Origin of the sequence: Listeria farberi, from assembly GCF_014229295.1 — a bacterium.
Lineage (GTDB): Bacteria > Bacillota > Bacilli > Lactobacillales > Listeriaceae > Listeria > Listeria farberi.
Genome location: NZ_JAARZL010000002.1, coordinates 246,262 through 268,108 on the forward strand (window position 1 = coordinate 246,262; position 21,847 = coordinate 268,108).

Sequence of the window (21,847 nt, forward strand, 5' to 3'; positions counted from 1 at the left end):
TAAAAATCTCTCTCCTTTAAAAAAGGTTGACTAGAAGTATAGTTTCTCGATTAATTTCAAAAAGTCAAGCCTTGGATTTAGACCATAAGGAATTTGGTCTGATACATCTTGTATTTCTGCAATGGTAACGGATTTTCTGCCACCATTCTGCATTCTTTGCCAAAATGGATAAAACTTTTCAAAGGGAATGAAGTAGGTTTTACCGATTTTTTGGAAGGCAATGATGACGAAAACAATGCCATCTTGTTTTAATACATTTGCCATATGGTTCATTTGGTGATCGTGAAAATTACTAAGTGGAAAGGAAGTAGTGTTTTGTGTTTCTTTTGCCTCGAAATCAATATACTTTCCTTTGTAAACACCGTTGTAATCGGTTGTGGATGGTGTTTTGAAGTAGGCTTCCTTAATTTTTGCGCTACTTCTTTTTGGATAATCCACACTGACAATTTGGACTGGTGTAGGTTTTTTGTGGATGACAGCGATATTTTGTGCTAAATAGTAAGCAATTGTATCATTTAAATCATCTTCCAAAGACATACCACGTTTTCCATAAGTAACAGGTGCTTTCCGTTTTTTTTGCGGAATTCCCTCATGACCTGCTGCATATTTTTTGCCGTTCGGATAGCCAATAGCCATTTTTTTCACCTCAATCAGAAAATGTCTATTCTGAATTTTAGACTATCATCTATTATAACAAATAAAAATGAAAATGATAGTAGCAAAAAAATGCAAAACAACTCTTTTCGGCAACGAACTACTTAATAAATAGAACGTACCTTCGTCTATTTTACCATATTTTAGCTAATAATCTAATTTTAGGCAAGATTTCCCTTCCTATGCTATTCTTGAGGTAAGTGAAATTGTAATGAAAAGAGTGATATTATGGAACTTTTAGAACGTACGGAAAAATTGCTTCTACAAAACGAAAAAAACTGGGAACTCTATTTAAGTAATCGTGAAGAGGCAAAACCGTTCGATTTTTATAAAGATATGAAACCATTTGTAGATGAGGCTAAAGCTTGTGCAGATAATTTTTTAGAACTAGCAATTCCCTGGGTAAACAAAGAACGCCCACCCTACTTAGGGGAATTACAACTTAGACAAGCTTGTGATAATATCCAAATGACTGCAGTGAGTGCATTTAATGGAAAGTCTTTTTATAAACATTTCCTAGATCACTATCAGTCATCCAAGTATACACTAACTAGAGTAAGAGATTTCTTAAAAAGAAAAGAGGAATTGATGTGAAATCCATCGCAGTGACCGGGTATAAAAATTTTGAACTGGGAATTTTTAAAAAGGACGCAGATGAGGCTGTTTATATTAAAGAAACTATTAAACGTCATTTAATTCCACTTATAGAAGACGGATTAGAATGGGTAATTATTTCTGGACAGCTGGGGATTGAACTATGGGCGGGAGAAGTAGTGGCTGAATTAAAAAAAGAAGAATATGCTATTAAACTTGCACTATTAGAACCATTTGAAAATCAAAGTAATAACTGGAATGAAGCTAATAAGTTATGGGCAAGCGAAGTGCTTAGTGTAGCGGATTACCATGCTTTTATTACAAAAAGACCTTATGAAAGCCCATCCCAATTTGCAGCGAGAGATGGTTTTATAATTGATAACACGGACGGAGCAATACTTATTTATGACTTAGAAAAAGAAGGTTCACCGAAGTTTTTTTATGATCGTGCCAAATTAGCTAAAGAAAGAGCGAATTACTACTTAGAGTGTATTGATTTTTATGCACTACAAGATGTGGTGGAAGATATGAATCAAGCATTTTAATATATGGAAGTAAGTAGTAATTTTGCAAAAAACACCCGTATAGATTGACAAATGGTGTGAGATTTGGAAAAATAAGAGTAAGTATATTATTAGAACAAAATACGTAAGAATAGAGATAGAGGTGGAGTTACATGACTTCGGAACAATTTGAGTATAACTTAACTGGCAAAGAAATTTTGGAAAAAGAATTTAAAACTGGACTTCGTGGTTATAGCCCAGAAGATGTAGATGAGTTTTTAGACATGGTTATTAAAGATTACAGTACATTTACACAGGAAATTGAAGCACTGCAAGCGGAAAATATTCGTTTAGTGCAAGAATTAGATAATGCACCAGTGAGAACAGCAGCACAACCAGCACCAACTTTTCAAGCAGCGGCACAACCTGCTGGAACGACCAACTTTGATATTCTAAAACGACTTTCTAATTTAGAAAAACATGTTTTTGGAAATAAGCTGGACGATAACGAATAGGTGTGCTAGTATAAGTAAGTTAAGAGTAAATGAATAACGTTCGGATAATCGCTGTTTTCTTTTGAAAGCAGAGGAAAGTCCATGCTCGCACGGTGCTGTGATGCCCGTAGTGATCGTGCCTGGTCAAACAATAAGCCAGGGCATTCCGGATTTCCGGTTTGACGGCAGGTGAAGGACCTAAGTCTTTGGATATGGTCTTATAACCTTGAAGGTGCCACAGTGACGAAGTTCCGGCAGAAATGCTCGGAAGTGGAACGAGGTAAACCCCACGAGCGAGAAACTCAAACTTATGGTAGGGGCACTTTTCCCGAGGAATCAAGAACAAGGGACGAGGTGCGAATTAATTTTCGCGCAGATAGATGGTTATCTCTTTACTATTACCCTGTACGTAGTAAAGAACAGAACATGGCTTATAGAGCGTTATTTACAGGATTTAATTTAACATTGAAGGCTGTTTTAGAAGGCCGGAGCGCAAGTTTTAAGGTGGGTGTTCGACCTGGTTGAATGCCTATTTAAAACAAACCTCCTCCTCTTAAAACAGCTTTTTTTCATTAGAAATTTAATTAAAGGATGGGACACAATGAAAACATTTCAGTTGGTGGCAACGGCTGCTTCCGGTTTAGAGGCAATTGTTGGAAAAGAAGTAGCGCGTTTAGGCTATAACCCAAAAGTAGAAAATGGTAAAGTATATTTTGAAGGAGACTTATCTGCAATTGCTCGAGCGAATCTATGGCTTCGTGTAGCTGACCGGGTGAAAATTGTGGTTGGCGTTTTTAAAGCAACAACATTTGATGAACTATTTGAAAAGACGAAAGCTTTACCTTGGGAAGATTATTTGCCGCTAGATGCACAATTTCCTGTCGCTGGAAAATCGGTTAAATCAACGCTTTATAGTGTTCCTGACTGCCAAGCGATTGTGAAAAAAGCAATTGTAAACCGTGTCAGTGAAAAATATCGTCGTTCTGGCCGTTTGATGGAAACAGGGGCGTTATTTAAGCTAGAAGTTTCTATTTTAAAAGATGAAGTGACATTGACAATTGATACTAGTGGTGCGGGATTACATAAACGTGGTTATCGTCTAGCACAAGGAAGTGCACCAATTAAAGAAACGATGGCGGCGGCACTTGTGTTACTTACAAGTTGGCATCCAGATAGACCATTTTATGATCCTGTTTGTGGTTCTGGAACGATTCCAATTGAGGCAGCACTTATTGGGCAAAATATTGCGCCTGGTTTTAACCGAGAGTTCGTGTCGGAAACGTGGGACTGGATGCCGAAACAAATCTGGGAAGATGCCCGTCAAGAAGCAGAAGATTTAGCCAATTATGATCAACCGTTAAATATTATTGGCGGAGATATTGATGCTCGTTTAATCGAAATCGCGAAACAAAATGCGGTTGAAGCTGGTCTTGGCGATTTAATTACTTTTAGACAACTTCAAGTGGCTGATTTCCAAACAGAAGATGAGTACGGGGTCGTTGTTGCGAATCCACCATACGGAGAACGGTTAGAAGACGAGGAAGCAGTGCGCCAACTATACCGTGAAATGGGTATCGTTTATAAACGCATGCCGACGTGGTCTGTGTATGTGCTTACTTCTTATGAGCTTTTTGAAGAAGTTTATGGTAAAAAAGCAACGAAAAAACGGAAATTATATAATGGTTATTTGCGTACCGATTTATATCAATACTGGGGACCAAGAAAACCGCGTCCTAAAAAAGAAGACTGAATGGAGGAGTTAAGTTTGGTAGAAACATTAGAAGAGGAATTTTTAGCATATATTAAAAAGATGGAAGCTTTAGAAGAAGCACTCGCATTAGTTTATTGGGATCTTCGTACAGGCGCGCCGGCAAAAGGAATGGAAGGTCGCTCTGATGTTATTGGCGTTCTATCTGAAGAGATTTTCAATATGCAAACTTCTGAAGAAATGGCTGCTTTTATTGCTGGACTTAACCTTGATAAAGAAAATTTAGCCGAAATCACTCGCAAAACTTTAGAAGAATCACAAAAGACATATGATTTAAATAAAAAAATCCCAAGTAAAGAATATGCGGAATATACGAAACTAGTAGCACAAGCAGAAACCGCTTGGACAACAGCCCGCGAACAAAATGATTTTGCGGCTTTTGAACCGTTCTTAACTAAAATCCTGGAAATGAAGCGTAACTTTGTTGAGTATTGGGGTTATGAAGAAAATAAATATGACACATTACTTGATCAATATGAGCCAGGTGTAACCGTATCTGTGCTTGATTCCGTATTTGAGAAAGTACGTGATGGCATTATGGCGATACGTGAAAAAATCGCAAAAGAAGGCGTGAAGCCAGATGGGACGATTTTAAATACAAAAATTTCCGAAGCAAAACAAAAAGAATTTAGTATTCGTATTTTGAATAAAATGGGCTTTGACTTTGAAGCTGGTCGTTTAGATAAAACAGTTCATCCTTTTGCCACTGGTTTAAATAGAGGAGATGTCCGCATTACGACACGTTATAATGAAAATGACTTTAAAATGGCTGTGTTTGGTACAATTCATGAAGGTGGCCATGCGATTTACGAACAAAATTTTGATGCTGCACTTGTTGGAACACCACTTGCAAATGGTGCGTCTATGGGGATTCATGAATCACAATCATTATTCTATGAAATTATTATCGGTTCTAGCTTAGCATTTTGGAAAAGCAATTATGCAGAGTTTCAAGCGGTAACAAAGCCAGCTTTTGGTAACGTGACATTAGAAAGTTTTTACCGCGCAGTAAATATCTCTGAAAGTTCGCTGATTCGAATTGAAGCGGATACGTTAACTTATCCACTACACATTATGATTCGTTATGAACTAGAAAAAGCACTTATTAACGGTGAATTAGAAGTGAAGGATTTACCAAAAGCTTGGGGAGATAAATACGAAGAATATCTTGGCATTCGTCCAGATAATGATACAAATGGTGTCTTGCAAGATATTCACTGGGCTGGTGGCGACTTTGGTTACTTCCCATCATACGCACTTGGCTTAATGTATGCGGCGCAGTTCTTTAACCAAATGCGAAAAGAAATTCCAAATATTGATGCAATTATCGCCAGTGATGATTATTCGGAACTAAAAACATGGTTGACTGAACATGTGCATAAATTTGGTAAAACGAAGAAACCGCTAGAAATTTTAACAGATACAACAGGAGAAGGCTTGAATCCAACATATTTGCTAGATTTGCTAGAAAAAAGATATGCATACGTTTACCAATTTAATGAGTAAAAAATTAGCTTGACCCCGCTCCTTTAGAAAGCTATAATAAACAACATAACTTAAAACCGAAATACTTATATAATAGTTGCGATTGGGCGACGAGTTTCTACCTGGTTACCGTAAATAACCGGACTATGAGTAGTTTGTATAAAGAAGTCACTATGAAAATTGGTGGCTTCTATACTGCTTCTCTAAATTTAGAGAAGCAGTTTTTTTATTTTGAAAGGAGAATATCTTTGAAATTACTGGAAGCGTTTATTCAAGAAAAAGGTACAGTTTTACCAGGAAATGTTTTAAAAGTAGATGCATTTTTAAATCATCAAATTGATCCTGGCTTAATGCAAGAAATGGGAAAAGCGTTTGCTGAACGTTTTAAAGACTTAGGTATTACAAAAATTATCACAATCGAATCTTCTGGTATTGCACCCGCTGTTTTTGCAGGATTAGCTCTTTCAGTACCGGTTGTTTTTGCTAGAAAGAAAAAATCTGTGACCTTAACGGATAATTTGTATACAAGTACGGTTTATTCCTACACGAAAAAAGAATCAAATGATATTTCTGTATCCAAGCAATTTTTAACAGATGCAGATACGATTTTAGTTATTGATGATTTTCTCGCAAATGGTCAAGCAGTTCTTGGCTTACTTGAAATTGCTGAGCTTGCTGGAGCAAAAGTTGCAGGAATTGGGATAGTCATTGAAAAGTCCTTCCAGCAAGGTCGCGAATTATTAAATAAAACAGGGATTCCAGTTTATTCACTAGCACGAATTGCCTCACTTGAAAACGAAGAAATCTTATTTTTAGAGGAGGAATAGGAATTAATGTTAGGTAAAGGGAAAATTGCAGCTTTAGGATTTCAGCATGTTCTAGCGATGTATGCTGGAGCAGTTATTGTTCCACTATTAATCGGTGGAGCGCTTGGTTTTAATGGAGAAGAAATGACTTACTTAGTTTCGATTGATATTTTTATGTGTGGGATTGCGACATTGCTACAATTAACAGTTAATCGCTTCTTTGGTATTGGCTTACCAGTTGTACTTGGATGTGCAGTTCAGGCCATTGCACCAATTATTTTGATTGGCCAAGATATGGGCATTGGCGCGATTTATGGATCAATTATTGTTTCAGGACTTTTTGTATTATTAATAGCACCATTTTTCTCCAAAGTTGTACGATTTTTCCCTCCTGTAGTGACGGGCTCCGTTGTAACTGTGATTGGTTTAACGCTAATTCCAGTGGCGATTAATAATCTTGCCGGTGGAGAAGGGGCAAAAGATTTTGGCTCAATGTATAATCTCGGCCTTGGTTTTGGGACTTTACTTTTAATTATTTTAGTGTATCGTTTTGGACAAGGGTTTTCGAAGGCAATTGCTGTTTTAATAGGACTGGTTGGGGGTTCGCTTTTTGCAGCGCTTTATAAAGGAATCTCGCTTGGGCCTGTGAGTGAGGCGAGCTGGTTCCATATGCCGAAACCATTTTATTTTGGCATGCCGACATTTGAGTGGCCAGCGATTATTACGATGATTTTAATTGCACTAGTCAGCATGGTGGAATCGACTGGAGTATATTTTGCTTTATCTGATATTACCGAACGAAAATTATCGCAAAAAGATTTAACGCGTGGTTACCGAGCAGAGGGCCTTGCGATTATGCTTGGTGGGGTATTTAATACATTCCCATATACTGCTTATTCGCAAAACGTGGGACTTGTTCAGCTTTCTGGTATTAAAACACGTAAAGTGATTTATGCAGCGGCTGGTTTCCTTATCGTCCTTGGTCTAATTCCAAAAATTGGCGCAGTAACTACGATTATTCCAACTCCAGTCCTTGGGGGCGCTATGGTCGCAATGTTTGGAATGGTTGTTGCACAAGGTATTAAGATGCTTGGAAAAGTTAATTTTACCTCTCAAGAGAACTTGTTAATTATCGCATGTGCAGTTGGGGTTGGCTTAGGCGTAACAGTTGTACCAGATTTATTTAATGCTTTTCCATCCTTTGTTCGTTTGTTTACGAGTAATGGAATTGTTGCTGGAAGTGTGACTGCAATCACATTAAATATCATTTTCAATATGATTCCACACAGAAAAGATAAAAAAGTAGTAGATTCAGAACTTCAACATGCTGAGTAAAAAATAAAACAGTTTTAATTGGGCTATTTTTTCTCATATACTTTTACACATTCATTTATTTGAAAGCGGAATTGGTCTATATCAATTTCGCTTTTTTGCTGTTTTTCTAGTTTTATTTTCATACTGATGGGTATTTTCAAGTAGCTCCAAAAAGCAAGTTTGGGGTAGATAAAGTAAGGGGGAAAAGTAGATGAATGGAAAACAAGTAATGGTTGGTGGTTTGTCTTTACTTTTAGTTGGTACGGGACTGGGAGCGTTTGGCAATACAGTTCAAGCAGCGACTGATGATGCTTCTGTTATGCCAGATATTTCTAACAAACAGGTGCTAGTTGGGTACTGGCATAGTTGGAAATCTTCCGGAAAAGATGGCTATCAACAAGGGACTTCGGCTGATATTGCGCTAAAAGATACACCAAAAGCTTATAACGTGGTAGATGTTTCCTTTATGAAAGGGGACGGTGTAAATCGCATACCAACTTTTAAACCAGTGGGAATAACTGATAGCGATTTCAGAGCACAAATTGGCGCATTAAACAAAGAAGGTCGAGCAGTACTTTTAGCGCTTGGTGGTGCAGATGGTCACGTGGAACTGAAGGCTGGGGATGAACAGGCGTTCGCGAATGAAATTATCCGCCAAGTAGAAACATACGGCTTTGATGGACTAGACATAGACTTAGAACAAAGTGCCATTACCGCGGGAGATAATAAAACCGTTATTCCAGCAGCGCTAAAAATCGTCAAAGATCATTACAAAGCAGAAGGCAAAAACTTCTTAATTACGATGGCGCCAGAATTTCCTTATTTAAAACCAGGTAGCGCTTATGAAAGCTACTTAACTTCCCTTGCTAATTACTATGACTATATTGCTCCACAACTTTACAATCAAGGTGGTGACGGAGTTTGGGTAGATGAAACTAACCAATGGATTGCGCAAAATAATGATACTTTAAAAGAATCTTTCTTATATTACATGGCTGATTCTTTCATTAACGGGACGCGCGGCTATTTAAAAATTCCTGCGAATAAATTTGTCTTTGGTTTACCAGCTAATGTAGATGCAGCGGCAACTGGTTACGTTAAAGACCCTCAAATCGTCCAAAATGTATTCAATCGTTTACAAGCAAAAGGAACTCCAGTAAAAGGTGTTATGACCTGGTCCGTTAACTGGGACGCTGGTAAAAATAGTGCTGGAGTAGCTTATAATAATGGTTTCTCTAATGCTTATGGACCAATCGTTGGTACTAATTAAATAACGAACCGATACCCATTTTAAGTGGGTATCGGTTTTTTTAAAACAAGAGACTTGCATTCATTTTAAAATCGGCGTATGATATAAATCGGAATGATTATTATTTATGAAAGGAGAGACAGATGGCTAAAAAATCAAAAGTTGCTAAACATGAACGTCAAAAAGCGCTTGTAGAACAATATGCAGAACTTCGCCGCAAGCTTAAAGCGGAAGGCCATTTTGATGAGTTGCGTAAGCTGCCAAGAGATTCTTCACCAACACGACTACACAATCGTTGCGAGCTAACAGGACGTCCGCATGGTTATATGCGTAAATTTGGAATGTCACGGATTCGGTTTCGTGAACTAGCACATCAAGGACAATTACCCGGCGTGAAAAAAGCAAGCTGGTAAATGCTCCTTTTTTCTGCGAGCCAGATATAATTATGCTACAATAGATGGCAGTAGAAGGAAATAGGAGGATTATATATGAACGAAAATCGAGAAAATTTGCTCGTTGTAGATGGAATGGCACTACTTTTTAGAGCATTTTATGCAACAGCTGTTTCCAAACAATTTATGTTTAATCAACACGGGATACCGACAAACGGCGTGCAAGGTTTTATGCGTCATATGTTTGCAGCGATCCGCCAAAGTAACCCAACGCATACACTTATTTGCTGGGATATGGGGTCACAAACATTTCGTAATGAATTATATGATGGTTACAAAGCGGGCAGAACGGCGCCACCAGAAGAAATGATACCACAATTCGATTTAGCAAAAGAAGTAGCTGCTGGGTTTGGCTTTGTTAACTTGGGTGTACCTGGCTTTGAAGCAGATGACTGCATTGGTACGATTACAGTTCAGGCTAGTAATAGTATTTCGACAACTGTGTTAAGTGGCGATAAAGATTTACTACAGCTAATCGCACCGACGAATGATGTGTGGATTATGCAAAAAGGTTATGGCAATTATAAACGATATAATGAAGCAACTTTTTTTGAAGAAATGGGCATTACACCGAAACAGTTTATTGATGTGAAAGCCTTGATGGGAGATACTTCTGATGGTTATCCTGGAGTGCGTGGCATCGGTGAAAAAACAGCGATTAAACTTATCCAAGAATTTGAATCAATTGAAGGAGTTTTAAATAACTTAGATAAACTTAAACCCGCCCAACAATTGAAAATTCAAGAAGATTTAGCAATGCTTGAACTGAGCCAAAAATTAGCTAGAATTCATACCGAAGTGCCGTTAGAAATGAATATAGCAAGCTTAAAATATAATGGTTTCAACGATGATGCTTTTGCAGTTGTTGAAAAATATGGATTGAAAACGTTAACGCGCGATATTGAATAAAAATAGAAGCAATCTGGTTATTTGACACCAGGTTGCTTTTGTTTTTTTATAGCCTGACGCGCGAGTTGGTCGGCTTGTTTATTTTGGCTAACGTTACGCCATTCTGCAAAAAATAACTCTACCGAATCAGCCATTTCTAAAATTGCTTCTAAATGGGGTTTGAATAAAGGATTTTTAGCGTGTCGTTTATGGATTGCTTCAATGGCGACTTTCGAATCAGAGCACAGTCGAATAAAAGTTGCTTGTTTTTTTAAAGCTTCTTCTAGGCCTAGTTTAATCGCGATAAATTCAGCTTCATGATTGGTCATAACTTCTAGAGGGATGGCGAATTGTTCATAGATACCAGCTGCTTTTAGGACAATACCTGCACCACTAGGACCAGGATTTCCAGCACTTGCACCGTCAACGAAAACTTCCATATTGTGCGCCTCCTATTATTTGAGTAGATGTGGCTTTATTATAGAAGGAAAGCTCTATTTTTGCAATAAAAAAACCGGTAAAAGAATACCGGTTTCTAAGTCTGTGTCTAATTGGCAACTGGATTAGGCTTTTTCTACATTGGCTGCTTGAGCGCCGCGATTACCTTCTACTACTTCAAATGTTACCGCTTGGCCTTCTTCTAAAGATTTGTAGCCGTCACCTTGGATCGCTGTGAAGTGAACGAAAATATCTTCGCCGCCGTCTGATTCGATAAAACCGTAACCTTTTTCATTGTTAAACCATTTTACTTTCCCATTTTGCATTGAAATAAATCCTCCTAAGTATGGCTAATAATTGCTAGAATCATTTTTAAAACGCTTTCATTTTTGTTAAAAATTTTTCTTGCAAATACTACCTTTTCAGTTCATAGCGTTGCCGCATATGATACTAACACTATAAATCAAAATACCTATATACGTCAAGCTGATTTTCAATATTTTTTAAATTTTTGGACTTGTAAAGCCTTACTTTTTACTTGAATGTTATATTTTGTCTCTTTATGTTAGATAGCATGCGAAAAAAAGTACTTGAATATCCTAGGAGAAATTTCGTTTTAGAAAGGGTAATTGCTTTTAGAAAGTCAGATATTATAGTACAATTGGCTGTGTGAAAGAATTTAAGTTGGAGGGTATAGCTATGCCAACACCTAGTATGGAAGATTATATTGAAAAAATCTATTCCCTTATTGAGACGAAAGGTTATGCCAGAGTTTCAGATATTGCTGATGAGTTATTTGTCCATCCTTCTTCTGTAACAAAAATGGTACAGAAACTAGATAAAGACGAATATTTAATCTATGAAAAATATCGTGGATTAATTTTAACACCAAAAGGAACACAAATGGGGAAAAGGCTACTAGAAAGACATGCATTATTAGAAAGTTTTTTAAGTATTATTGGTGTGGAACCGTCTCATATTTATCATGATGTGGAAGGCATTGAACACCACTTGAGTTGGAACTCGATTGACCGTATTGGGGATGTTGTTCAGTTTTTTGAAAATCATCCGGATGCGCTTAAGGCGCTTAAGGCGATGGAGACGACGAAACCAGAAACAAAGGAATAACGGTAATCCAAGGTTGAGATGTTGATTTTTGCGCAATCAAGGCCTTACTTTAGAATCAAAATGGTGTTACATCGCTTGGTGTCGCGCTTTTTTGATGCACTAAAGAAGCCAAAATATCTTAATTCTTTGTTACAATATACATATTCGGAGGGGATATCATGTCAAATAAAGTGAAATCAGATATTGAAATTGCATCAGTAGCAGAAATTCTACCAGTTACAACGATTGCAGAACAATTAGGACTAGACACAGATGCACTCGAACTTTACGGAAAGTATAAAGCAAAGTTATCCTATGATACGATTCACTCGTTAAAAGACAAAGCGCCAGGTAAACTTGTACTTGTAACAGCTATTAATCCAACACCAGCTGGTGAAGGGAAATCAACTGTGACAGTTGGTCTTGGCGACGCACTCTCTAAAAAAGATAAGAAAACTGTTATTGCACTTCGCGAACCATCACTTGGACCTACTATGGGTATTAAGGGTGGGGCGACTGGCGGCGGTTATGCGCAGGTTATTCCAATGGAAGATATTAATTTACATTTTACAGGTGATTTTCATGCCATTACAGCAGCTAACAATGCTTTATCGGCATTTATTGATAATCATATGCAGCAAGGAAACGATTTAAATATTGATGGCCGAAGAATCGTTTGGAAACGTGTGGTTGATTTGAACGATCGTGCGCTTCGAAAAGTAGTTGTTGGTCTAGGTGGGCCAATCCAAGGCGTTCCACGTGAAGATGGTTTTGATATTACAGTTGCTTCTGAAATTATGGCAATCATTTGTTTAGCAAGTGACTTAAAAGACTTAAAGAAACGCTTAAGTGAAATTGTGATTGGCTATAATTATAAAAAAGAACCAATAACTGTTGGCGAAATGGGTTATGAAGGTGCATTAACATTACTATTAAAAGATGCGTTAAAACCTAATTTAGTGCAAACATTAGAACATACTCCAGCGATTGTACATGGCGGTCCTTTTGCTAATATTGCTCATGGTTGTAATAGTGTTTCTGCGACAAGTACAGCGCTTAAACTTGGCGAATATGTAGTAACGGAAGCTGGTTTTGGAGCGGATCTCGGTGCGGAGAAATTTTTAGATATTAAAGTTCCTGCCCTTGGAAAAGCACCAGATTGTGTTGTTATTGTAGCAACGATTCGCGCACTGAAAATGCACGGTGGCGCTTTAAAAACAGAACTTAGTGAAGAAAATGTTGATGCCTTAGCAAAAGGCTTTACTAATTTACAAAAACATACGGAATCGATTCAAACATTTGGGATTCCTTACGTAGTAGCAATTAATAAGTTCATCACCGATTCTGACGCTGAAGTAGCGAAATTAGAAGCGCTATGCGAAGAACATGGTATTCCATTCTCCTTGACAGAAGTTTGGGAAAAAGGTGGCGACGGTGGACTGGAACTGGCAGATAAAGTTATTGCAGCTGTTGAAAGCGGGGAAGCAGACTACAAACGTATTTACGATGATGCCTGGTCGATTGAAGAAAAACTAGAAGCGATTGTGACGAAAGTATACGGTGGTATTGGCGTGGAACTTTCAAGTAAAGCACAAAAACAAATCGTTGAATTCAAAAAATATGGTTGGGACCGCTATCCAATTTGTATGGCGAAAACACAATATTCTTTATCGGATGACCCAACATTACTTGGTCGTCCAACTGACTTTGTTATTCATATTCGCGAATTTATTCCAAAACTTGGCGCAGGCTTCGTAGTTGCTTTAACTGGCGATGTGATGACAATGCCTGGTTTACCGAAGAAACCGGCGGCATTAAATATGGATGTCGACGAAAACGGTAATGCACAAGGTTTATTTTAAAAGTAAAAGTTCCAAAAGCGGAAAGCCGCTTTTGGAACTTTTTTCATCTTAAGCAATTGCTATGTTCTATATTTTCAGCTAGAATAGATAAGGACGAAACGGAAATGGATGGGACTAAATGAAACAATTAAAAGTGGAAAATTTAACAAAAACATATGGCGAAAAAAGCCTGTTTGAGAATATCTCATTAACGGTAACAGAAGGCGAACGCATTGGTTTGATTGGCGTGAATGGTACTGGGAAATCCACGCTATTACAAATTATTTCTGGAAGCGAATCTGGAGACAAAGGTACTGTTACGAAAGCGAAAGATTATACGATAGGCTACTTGGCGCAAGATCCTGAGTTTAATGAAAATGATACGGTTCTTTCAGCTGTTTTTGACGGAGATACTGCGGCGCTTCGGGCAATGCGTAAGTATGAAGAAGTGTTACTTGCGATGACCCTTGATGCAGAAAATACTAAATTACATGATGCTTATACAGCAGCTAGCCAAGAAATGGATGCTAGTGCGGCTTGGGATATGAATACAGAAGCGAAAACGATTTTGGAGCGTTTAGGCATTACAGATTTAACCGCGAAAATAAGCGAGCTTTCTGGTGGGCAACGAAAACGGGTAGGTTTGGCGCAAGTCTTAATCGAGACACCTGATTTGCTTATTTTAGATGAGCCTACTAACCACTTGGATTTTCAGTCGATTCGTTGGTTAGAAGAATATTTAAATCGCTTTAAAGGAGCCGTATTGCTCGTTACTCATGATCGTTATTTCCTTGACCGGGTGACAAATCACATGGTGGAGCTGGACCGAGGTTCGGCTTATCGATACGTTGGGAACTACGAGAAATTCATGGAATCTAAAGCGATTCGGATGGAAAACGAAGTCCGTGAATCTGAGAAAAATAAAAACCTTTATCGCAAGGAACTGGCTTGGATGCGACGCGGTCCTCAAGGTCGCGCCACTAAACAAAATGCCAGACAAGACCGTTTCCATGATTTAGAGAAAAAAGTGAAAACAAAAATAGATGACTCGGAACTGGCGATTGATTTTGTTACTAGTCGTCTTGGAAAAGATGTTTTTGAACTAAAAAACTTGGAAAAACGATTTGATGAAAAGCAAGTGTTACAGGATTTTAGCCTAATAATTCAACCAGGAGAACGACTTGGTATTACTGGAAATAACGGAACGGGAAAATCCACATTACTGAATATGTTAGCTGGAAAACTAGCGCCGGATGCTGGGGAAGTAGTCACTGGACAAACCGTACAAATTGGTTACTATACGCAACAAAATGAAGAAATGGACCCGGATATGCGAATGATTGCTTATTTGCAAGAGGCAGGGGAGCAAGTAACGACTTCTGGTGGAGAAGTGATTAGTGTGAGCGCCATGCTAGAACGATTTTTATTCCCACCGAATTCCCACGGGAAGAAAATCGGTAGCTTATCGGGTGGAGAAAAACGTCGGTTATTCTTACTACGCATTTTGATGGAACGACCAAATGTCTTATTACTAGATGAGCCGACTAATGACTTAGATACGCAAACGTTAACCGTTTTAGAGGATTATTTAGAATCATTCAATGGGACGGTTATTACGGTCAGCCATGATAGATATTTCCTCGATAAAGTCGTGAACAAATTGCTCGTTTTCCGGGCGATTGGTGAAGTAGAAATTTTCTACGGAGAATATAGTGATTATTTGAAAGAGCTGGAGGCTAAAGGAAAACCAGCGAAATCAATGAAAAAAATGGCGAATACTTCGGTCGAAAAGAAAGCACCTGAGAAAAAAGAGAAAGTTAAACTCACTTACCAAGAACAACTCGAGTGGGACGGGATTGAAGATACCATTAGCGAATTAGAACAAACGATTGAAACGCTCAATGAAACATTAGAACAAACTGGAGCAGATTTTACAAAAGCAGCAGAAATTAGCGAACTCATTACAGCGAAAGAATCGGAGCTGGAACAAATGATGGAACGCTGGGAATTTTTATCACAATACGCGGAATAAGGAGTGCGAACGATGAAACAATATTTGGATTTAGAAAAGTACGTTTTAGAGAATGGCACACAAAAAGGAGATCGCACTGGGACTGGAACAATCAGCACATTTGGTTATCAAATGCGATTTGATTTACAGGAAGGCTTTCCAATTATGACAACAAAACGTGTACCATTTAAACTTGTCGTAAGTGAACTATTATGGTTTTTACATGGAGATACGAATATTCGCTACCTTTTACAGCATAATAATAACATTTGGAATGAGTGGGCTTTTGAGCGTTTTGTGAAAAGTACTGATTATAATGGCGAGGATATGACTGACTTTGGACTGCGTGCTGAGCGTGATCCAGCATTTAACGAAGTGTATCAAGCTGAAATGGAGAAGTTTAAAGCGCGGATTTTAGAAGATGAAGTGTTCGCGAATAAATACGGCGAACTAGGTAATATTTACGGTAAGCAATGGCGTGAATGGAAAACTTCGCAAGGGGAAACAATTGATCAGTTAGCTGACTTAATTGAAATGATTAAAACAAATCCGAACTCGCGTCGTTTGATTGTGTCTGCTTGGAATCCGGAAGATATTCCGAATATGGCTTTACCACCTTGTCACTCGCTATTCCAATTTTATGTAGCGGACGGAAAATTATCGTGCCAGCTGTATCAACGTAGTGCCGATATTTTCTTAGGAGTACCGTTTAATATTGCGAGTTATGCACTTCTCACACACTTAATTGCACGTGAAGTAGGGCTTGACGTTGGTGAGTTTATCCATACTATGGGAGACGCGCATCTTTATAACAATCATATTGAGCAAGTGAAAGAACAGTTGTCTAGAACACCGCACAAACTTCCAAAATTAGTGCTTTCAGATAAACCTGCAACCATTTTTGATTTTGAAGTAGCGGATATTTCACTAGATGGTTATAATCCAGATCCAGCTATTAAAGCACCAATTTCAGTATAAGGGAGGTTTTCTTAGATGATAATTTTTGTTTGGGCACAAGACCGCGCTGGTAATATTGGAAAAGATAACAAAATGCCGTGGCACTTACCAGGAGATTTGCAATTTTTCAAAAAAACGACAACTGGAAAAACGCTCGTCATGGGACGGAAAACCTATGAATCACTAGGTAAAGCTTTACCAAATAGAAAGACAATTGTGTTGACTAGGGATAATGAATTGCAACTAGACGACGCAGAAATTCTTCATTCACGTGATGAGGTTATGGCGCTTGCCGAAACCGGCGAACCGATTTATGTGGTTGGTGGAGCGGAAATTTATCGTTTATTTATGGATGTGGCGGATAAGTTAATTGTCACAAAAATTGATGCCGAATTTGATGCAGATACCGCATTTCCAGAAGTAGACTGGGAAAACTTTTCAGAAGTAGCGAGAGAACTTCATGAAAAAGATGAGAAAAATAAATATAATTACACATTTTATACGTATGAAAGAAATTAGTAGAAACGTTGCCTGTTTTTGGGCAACGTTTTTCGAGTGGAGTGACGTTTAATTGTTATCGAAAATGGAGATTAATAAGCTTGCAATGAAAGAAAGTATGACACTGCTTGCTTGCCCGATTTGTGGAGAGGAATTCTCATTTAGTGAACCGAATGCATTTGTATGTAAAAACCATCATGGGTTTGATATTGCCAAGCCTGGATATTTACATTTACTCAAGCAAGGACATAAAACCAAATATGATCAAGCCTTATTTGAATCACGAAAAAAAGTGATTGCGAGTGGCTTTTTTGAAAAATTGATCGAACGAGTGACAGAAATCATTGCAGAGACAAAAAAAGAAGAAGTAGTTATATATGATGCTGGTTCCGGGGAAGGGAGTCATTTAGCGCAAGTTGTAAAGATTCTTCAAGAAAAAGGACGCCGTGTCCAAGCAATGGGGCTAGATATTGCTAAAGAAGGCGTGAAACAAGCTGCGCGAGATTACCCCGGGATTATTTGGACAGTAGCTGATTTAGCCAATTGTCCCACTCAATCAGAAACGGCAGATGTGATTTTAAATATTTTATCACCATCAAATTATGAGGAATTTAAGCGGCTGTTAAAAACGGATGGCTTTTTGTTAAAAGTAGTTCCAGAGGCGAATTATTTGCGGGAGATACGCGAATTTATTTATGTTGATGAGAAGAGTAGTTATTCGAATGAGTCTGTTACATCTCGATTAGCGGAAAAATTAACAGTCGAACATGTTGAACGGGTGACATATAAAGCGCCAATCGCTAAAAAATTATTTGCCGATTTTCTTGAAATGACGCCACTTGGTTGGCACATGGATAAAGATAAAAAAAGCGAATTATTAATAAATCCGCCAAAAGAGTTAACGGTAGATCTAAAAATCATTATTGCAAATCGAGCACATCTTTTGTAAAAGCTATGTGAATTATGCGCAATTTAAGCTATAATGAAGGGGAAAAATACAGAAGCTGGAGGAATGACATGAATCAATCAGAAACGAAAGCGTTAGAAGCACTGCAAAACGGGTCAGACATACGTGGAATAGCAATCGCTACGGAAAAATATCAGATTACGCTGACAGACGAACGTGTAGAAAAGATTGCTTATGGCTTTGCGAAATGGCTAAAAGAGGAGAAAAAAGTGGAAGGTCAAGCAAAAGTGGCAATTGGCCATGATAGCAGACTTTCAGCTGAACGATTAAAAGCGGCACTTGTCAAAGGGTTAACTTTTGCTGGTATAGATGTCGTGGATGTTGGGCTTGCAACAACACCAGCTATGTTTATGGCTACTCAGTACGCAGACTACCACTGTGATGCCGGCATTATGATTACAGCGAGTCACTTACCTTTTATGTATAATGGACTAAAATTATTTACAAAATCTGGTGGAGCTGAACACGAGGATATTGATTATATCATAGCCCACACAGATAAATCATTCATCGAAAATGGAATAAATCTTGGTAAAGTAACAAAACAAGATTTACTTTCTACATATGCAGCGGACTTAACAGATAAGATTAGAGCAGGGATCACAGGTGCAACTGACAAAATGAAACCACTCCAAGGAAGCCATATTATTGTTGATGCAGGGAACGGCGCTGGCGGCTTTTTTGCTGAGAAAGTATTGGCAGAACTTGGCGCAGACATTTCTGGAAGCCAGTTTTTAGATCCGGATGGCAATTTTCCTAATCATATCCCGAACCCTGACAATGAGGAAGCAATGGCTAGTTTGAAAAAAGCGGTCTTTGCTAGTGGGGCGGATTTAGGTGTGATTTTTGATACGGATGTAGACCGTGCTGCGATTATGGATAAAAATGGCGAAAGTTTAAACCGCAACCCATTAATTGCTGTTATCTCTAGTATTATTTTAGAAGAAAAACCAGGAACAACTATCGTGACTGACTCCACAACATCTGGGCATTTGCAAACCTTTATCGAAGCAAAAGGCGGGAAACAACACCGTTTTAAACGTGGTTATCGTAACGTTATCAATGAGGCTCTTCGCCTAAATGCAGACGGAATCCCATCGGAAATTGCTATTGAAGTAAGTGGGCATGCCGCATTAAAAGAAAATTATTTCTTGGATGATGGCGCTTATCTTATTGCCAAAATTTTAATGACGTATGCCACTTTACGAAAAAATGGAAAAGATTTGCCAGACTTAATAGCAGACTTAAAAGAGCCAGCAGAAAGCGAAGAAATCCGGTTAAGCATTACAGCAACCGATTTTAAAGCTTATGGAAAAGAAGTTTTAGCTGATTTTCTGACATTTGTAGAAGCTGACGCGGACATGAAATTAGAACCGGTGAACCAAGAAGGAATTCGTGTGAATACGAGCGGTGCACTTGGCGAAGGTTGGTTCTTACTTAGAATGAGTTTACACGAACCAGTGATGCCGATGAATTTAGAAAGTGATGAAGCAGGCGGCATCAGGAAAGTGAAAGATCGTTTAGCAGAATTTTTCGCGAGTAAAGCAGAATTAAAGATGTAAAAATAAAGAACTTGGTACTTTGTGGCTACCGAGTTCTTTTTTTACCAAATCAATTGAAAAAGTAGAGCTAGTATAGTAAAATTAAAAAGCAAGCACTTACTTTAAAAGGGAAATAAAGTACAGGAGTGTGTTTTTTGGAAACTTGGATTACAAGTATTATGGCTGATTTTGGGTATATAGGTATTTTTGTTTTGATTATGGTTGAAAACTTGTTTCCACCCATTCCCTCTGAGATTATCTTAACTTTTGGTGGATTTATGACGACAGTTACATCACTGAATGTCGTGATGGTGATTATTGTAGCAACTCTAGGTTCTGTTGTGGGCGCAATTTTACTGTATAAAGTCGCTTCTTATTTTGGCAAAGAACGACTCACGAAGATTGTGTTAAAATACGGTCGGATTTTGCGACTGAAGGAATCTGATATTGAGCGCGCAGAAAGTTTCTTTTTGAAATATGGAAGTTGGGCTGTATTTTTATGTCGGATGATTCCGCTAATACGAAGCTTAATTTCGATTCCAGCAGGGATGACGAAGATGAAAATGTCGCGGTTTCTAATTTTGACGACCGCGGGAAGCTTACTTTGGAATACAGTTTTAATTGGACTTGGCGCCATGCTTGGTGAGTCATGGAATGAAATTGTGGTTTTTATGGATAGCTTTTCAACTATAATTTATAGCGTCATTGCGATACTTGTTGTTGTCGGCTTAGGTTTCTTTTTCCGAGCACGTTTCAAAAAAACACTAGATGAAGAATAGTGTATGACCTTGAGGAATGATCTTCAAGGTTTTTCTTTTGCGAATTTTGCTTTCGTGCTATGATAAGTTGGACATAGAAAGGGGACGGGAATATATGCGGATTGGAATGCGAACGGTGAAAACCGCGATTGCAGCGACACTGGCGATAGTTTTGGCGGAATGGCTACACCTGGAATATGCTGTTTCGGCAGGGATTATCGCAATTTTAAGTGTACAAAATACGAAAAAAGGGTCTTTACAATTAGCAATTCAGCGGGTTTATTCGACTGTTTTGGCGCTTTCTATTGCTGCCGTGTTTTTCATGCTCATTGGTTATAACGCGGTGAGTTTTGGACTTTATTTACTGATTTTTATTCCGCTTGCAGTAAGACTACATGTTGCTGACGGAATTGTTGTGAGCTCGGTACTCGTATCGCATATTTTACTCGAACAATCATTATCCTTCTTTTGGTTTAAAAATGAACTGTTACTTATGGCAGTTGGCGCTGGTATTGCGATTATTTTAAATTTATATATGCCAAAAATGGAAGACGAATTAAAACGTAGCCAACAAAAAATAGAAGCAATTATGCGACAAATTTTAACGGAAATGACACAAGGACTCCGAAATCAGTCGGAGTACCATGATGAATTTGGCTTATTAAATCAATTAAAGGGTACATTAGACTATGCACAAGAAAAAGCAGCAAGAAACTTAGATAATCAGTTTTTTGCTTCCTCCCATTATTATTCACAGTATGTCGATATGCGGCTTGTACAATATCGAATTTTAACACAGATGAAACGACATTTAGTTGCGTTCGAACATTCTTCTGAGCAAAGTATGGCGCTGGCAGAAATTACAGAAAAAACAGCACAGACACTAGATGAGCATAATACAGCAGAGGATTTAGTAGCGGAAATTACTAAGATGGTGCATGAGTTTAGAAGTAGCAAACTCCCAGAGACACGAGCGGAATTTGAAAATAGAGCGATTTTATTCCAATTTATGAATGATTTACGCTATTTATTAGAAATGAAGCGTGACTTTTATGCGGAGTTTGGATTAAAGGAAAAAGAAATGACGAGAGGACGATGAACGATGATTGAAAAAATTGGTCAAGTGATGTTATATGTGGACAATCAAGCTGCAGTAAGAGATTTTTGGGTAGAAAAATTGGATTTTGTCGTAGTTTCAGAAGAAGTTGTAAATGGCGAAATTCAGTGGATTGAAATAGCGCCAACAAAAGGTTTAGAAACTACCTTTGTTCTTCAAAATAAAAAGAAAGTTGCCGAAATGAATCCAGAAATGAATCTTGGAACTCCGTCCATTTTATTGTTTGGAAAAAATGTTGCGGAACTTTATGAAGAATATAAAAATAAAGGTATTACGGTCGGTGATTTAGTAGATTTACCAATGGGACGGGTGTTTAATTTTTCGGATAACGAAGGAAATTATTTTGCGATTTGTGAAAAATAGTTAGAAAAAAGCCAGATGACAGTCTATACGATTGTCATCTGG

The 21,847-nt window shown here is 38.1% G+C and carries 23 protein-coding genes, 1 other RNA gene and 1 riboswitch; of the genes, 21 read left to right on the forward strand and 3 right to left on the reverse strand.

From position 1 onward, the window contains the following. Positions 1-30: 30 nt before the first annotated feature. The gene (gene recU / locus HCB38_RS08805; RefSeq protein ID WP_185319100.1) at positions 31-636 is read right to left on the reverse strand and encodes a Holliday junction resolvase RecU; all 606 of its coding nucleotides are present in this window, start codon (positions 634-636) and stop codon (positions 31-33) included. A gap of 246 nt (positions 637-882) precedes the next feature. On the opposite strand from recU, the gene HCB38_RS08810 reads away from it, so the two are divergent. From HCB38_RS08810 to HCB38_RS08860, 11 genes are all read left to right on the forward strand, one after another. Further along, entirely contained in the window at positions 883-1,248 is a 366-nt protein-coding gene (locus tag HCB38_RS08810) for a YppE family protein (protein ID WP_185319099.1), read from the forward strand. Next, the gene (locus HCB38_RS08815) at positions 1,245-1,793 is read left to right on the forward strand and encodes an SLOG family protein (protein WP_185319098.1); all 549 of its coding nucleotides are present in this window, start codon (positions 1,245-1,247) and stop codon (positions 1,791-1,793) included. Before HCB38_RS08810 ends, HCB38_RS08815 begins: the two co-directional genes overlap by 4 nt. 131 nt (positions 1,794-1,924) lie before the next feature. After that, entirely contained in the window at positions 1,925-2,266 is a 342-nt protein-coding gene (gene gpsB / locus HCB38_RS08820) for a cell division regulator GpsB (protein ID WP_185319097.1), read from the forward strand. A gap of 36 nt (positions 2,267-2,302) precedes the next feature. Beyond that, positions 2,303-2,684: RNase P RNA component class B (gene rnpB / locus HCB38_RS08825), an RNA gene on the forward strand. Between the two features lie 162 nt (positions 2,685-2,846). After that, the gene (locus tag HCB38_RS08830) at positions 2,847-3,995 is read left to right on the forward strand and encodes a THUMP domain-containing class I SAM-dependent RNA methyltransferase (protein WP_185638268.1); all 1,149 of its coding nucleotides are present in this window, start codon (positions 2,847-2,849) and stop codon (positions 3,993-3,995) included. Positions 3,996-4,010: 15 nt separating this feature from the next. Beyond that, complete coding sequence (locus tag HCB38_RS08835; protein WP_185638270.1) at positions 4,011-5,519, forward strand: carboxypeptidase M32; 1,509 nt, start codon at positions 4,011-4,013, stop codon at positions 5,517-5,519. A 45-nt stretch (positions 5,520-5,564) separates the two neighbouring features. Further along, positions 5,565-5,665: riboswitch (purine riboswitch) on the forward strand. Between the two features lie 81 nt (positions 5,666-5,746). Next, the gene (locus HCB38_RS08840) at positions 5,747-6,325 is read left to right on the forward strand and encodes a xanthine phosphoribosyltransferase (RefSeq protein WP_185638273.1); all 579 of its coding nucleotides are present in this window, start codon (positions 5,747-5,749) and stop codon (positions 6,323-6,325) included. 6 nt (positions 6,326-6,331) lie between these two features. Further along, the gene (locus tag HCB38_RS08845; protein WP_185319093.1) at positions 6,332-7,639 is read left to right on the forward strand and encodes a nucleobase:cation symporter-2 family protein; all 1,308 of its coding nucleotides are present in this window, start codon (positions 6,332-6,334) and stop codon (positions 7,637-7,639) included. Between the two features lie 190 nt (positions 7,640-7,829). After that, entirely contained in the window at positions 7,830-8,888 is a 1,059-nt protein-coding gene (gene chiA, locus HCB38_RS08850) for a chitinase ChiA (RefSeq protein ID WP_185319092.1), read from the forward strand. Positions 8,889-9,010: 122 nt separating this feature from the next. Then, positions 9,011-9,280, forward strand: coding sequence for a 30S ribosomal protein S14 (gene rpsN, locus HCB38_RS08855; RefSeq protein WP_185319091.1), 270 nt, complete (start codon positions 9,011-9,013; stop codon positions 9,278-9,280). 75 nt (positions 9,281-9,355) lie between these two features. Beyond that, positions 9,356-10,228 carry a 5'-3' exonuclease gene (locus HCB38_RS08860; protein ID WP_185319090.1) on the forward strand — a complete coding sequence of 291 codons (873 nt, stop codon included), beginning with the start codon at positions 9,356-9,358 and terminating at the stop codon, positions 10,226-10,228. A 17-nt stretch (positions 10,229-10,245) separates the two neighbouring features. Here HCB38_RS08860 and HCB38_RS08865 read toward each other — a convergent pair whose 3' ends face one another. Then, complete coding sequence (locus HCB38_RS08865; protein WP_185638274.1) at positions 10,246-10,647, reverse strand: ribonuclease HI family protein; 402 nt, start codon at positions 10,645-10,647, stop codon at positions 10,246-10,248. Between the two features lie 123 nt (positions 10,648-10,770). Next, positions 10,771-10,971 (reverse strand): cold-shock protein CspD, encoded by a 201-nt coding sequence (cspD, locus tag HCB38_RS08870; protein ID WP_003728273.1) that lies wholly within the window; start codon positions 10,969-10,971, stop codon positions 10,771-10,773. Positions 10,972-11,344: 373 nt separating this feature from the next. On the opposite strand from cspD, the gene mntR reads away from it, so the two are divergent. The 10 genes from mntR to HCB38_RS08920 all read left to right on the forward strand — a co-directional run bounded on the left by mntR (position 11,345) and on the right by HCB38_RS08920 (position 21,805). Continuing rightward, the gene (gene mntR, locus HCB38_RS08875) at positions 11,345-11,773 is read left to right on the forward strand and encodes a transcriptional regulator MntR (protein ID WP_185319089.1); all 429 of its coding nucleotides are present in this window, start codon (positions 11,345-11,347) and stop codon (positions 11,771-11,773) included. Positions 11,774-11,931: 158 nt separating this feature from the next. Then, positions 11,932-13,614, forward strand: a complete 1,683-nt coding sequence (locus tag HCB38_RS08880) for a formate--tetrahydrofolate ligase (RefSeq protein WP_185319088.1) — start codon at positions 11,932-11,934, stop codon at positions 13,612-13,614. A 118-nt stretch (positions 13,615-13,732) separates the two neighbouring features. Beyond that, a complete protein-coding gene (locus tag HCB38_RS08885; RefSeq protein WP_185638276.1) occupies positions 13,733-15,625 on the forward strand; it encodes an ABC-F family ATP-binding cassette domain-containing protein in 1,893 nt (630 codons plus the stop codon). A gap of 12 nt (positions 15,626-15,637) precedes the next feature. Next, on the forward strand, positions 15,638-16,582 hold the full coding sequence (locus tag HCB38_RS08890) for a thymidylate synthase (RefSeq protein WP_185618403.1): 945 nt from the start codon (positions 15,638-15,640) through the stop codon (positions 16,580-16,582). 15 nt (positions 16,583-16,597) lie between these two features. Then, positions 16,598-17,080: a dihydrofolate reductase gene (locus tag HCB38_RS08895; RefSeq protein WP_185638278.1), complete on the forward strand. Its 483-nt coding sequence runs from the start codon at positions 16,598-16,600 to the stop codon at positions 17,078-17,080. A 52-nt stretch (positions 17,081-17,132) separates the two neighbouring features. Continuing rightward, complete coding sequence (locus tag HCB38_RS08900) at positions 17,133-18,008, forward strand: putative RNA methyltransferase (RefSeq protein ID WP_185319084.1); 876 nt, start codon at positions 17,133-17,135, stop codon at positions 18,006-18,008. A 68-nt stretch (positions 18,009-18,076) separates the two neighbouring features. Next, on the forward strand, positions 18,077-19,588 hold the full coding sequence (locus HCB38_RS08905) for a phosphohexomutase domain-containing protein (protein ID WP_185638280.1): 1,512 nt from the start codon (positions 18,077-18,079) through the stop codon (positions 19,586-19,588). A gap of 134 nt (positions 19,589-19,722) precedes the next feature. After that, positions 19,723-20,346 carry a DedA family protein gene (locus HCB38_RS08910; RefSeq protein WP_185607886.1) on the forward strand — a complete coding sequence of 208 codons (624 nt, stop codon included), beginning with the start codon at positions 19,723-19,725 and terminating at the stop codon, positions 20,344-20,346. A 94-nt stretch (positions 20,347-20,440) separates the two neighbouring features. Next, entirely contained in the window at positions 20,441-21,424 is a 984-nt protein-coding gene (locus HCB38_RS08915) for an aromatic acid exporter family protein (RefSeq protein ID WP_185618407.1), read from the forward strand. A gap of 3 nt (positions 21,425-21,427) precedes the next feature. Continuing rightward, positions 21,428-21,805 carry a VOC family protein gene (locus tag HCB38_RS08920; RefSeq protein WP_185319079.1) on the forward strand — a complete coding sequence of 126 codons (378 nt, stop codon included), beginning with the start codon at positions 21,428-21,430 and terminating at the stop codon, positions 21,803-21,805. The last annotated feature ends 42 nt before the right edge of the window (positions 21,806-21,847 follow it).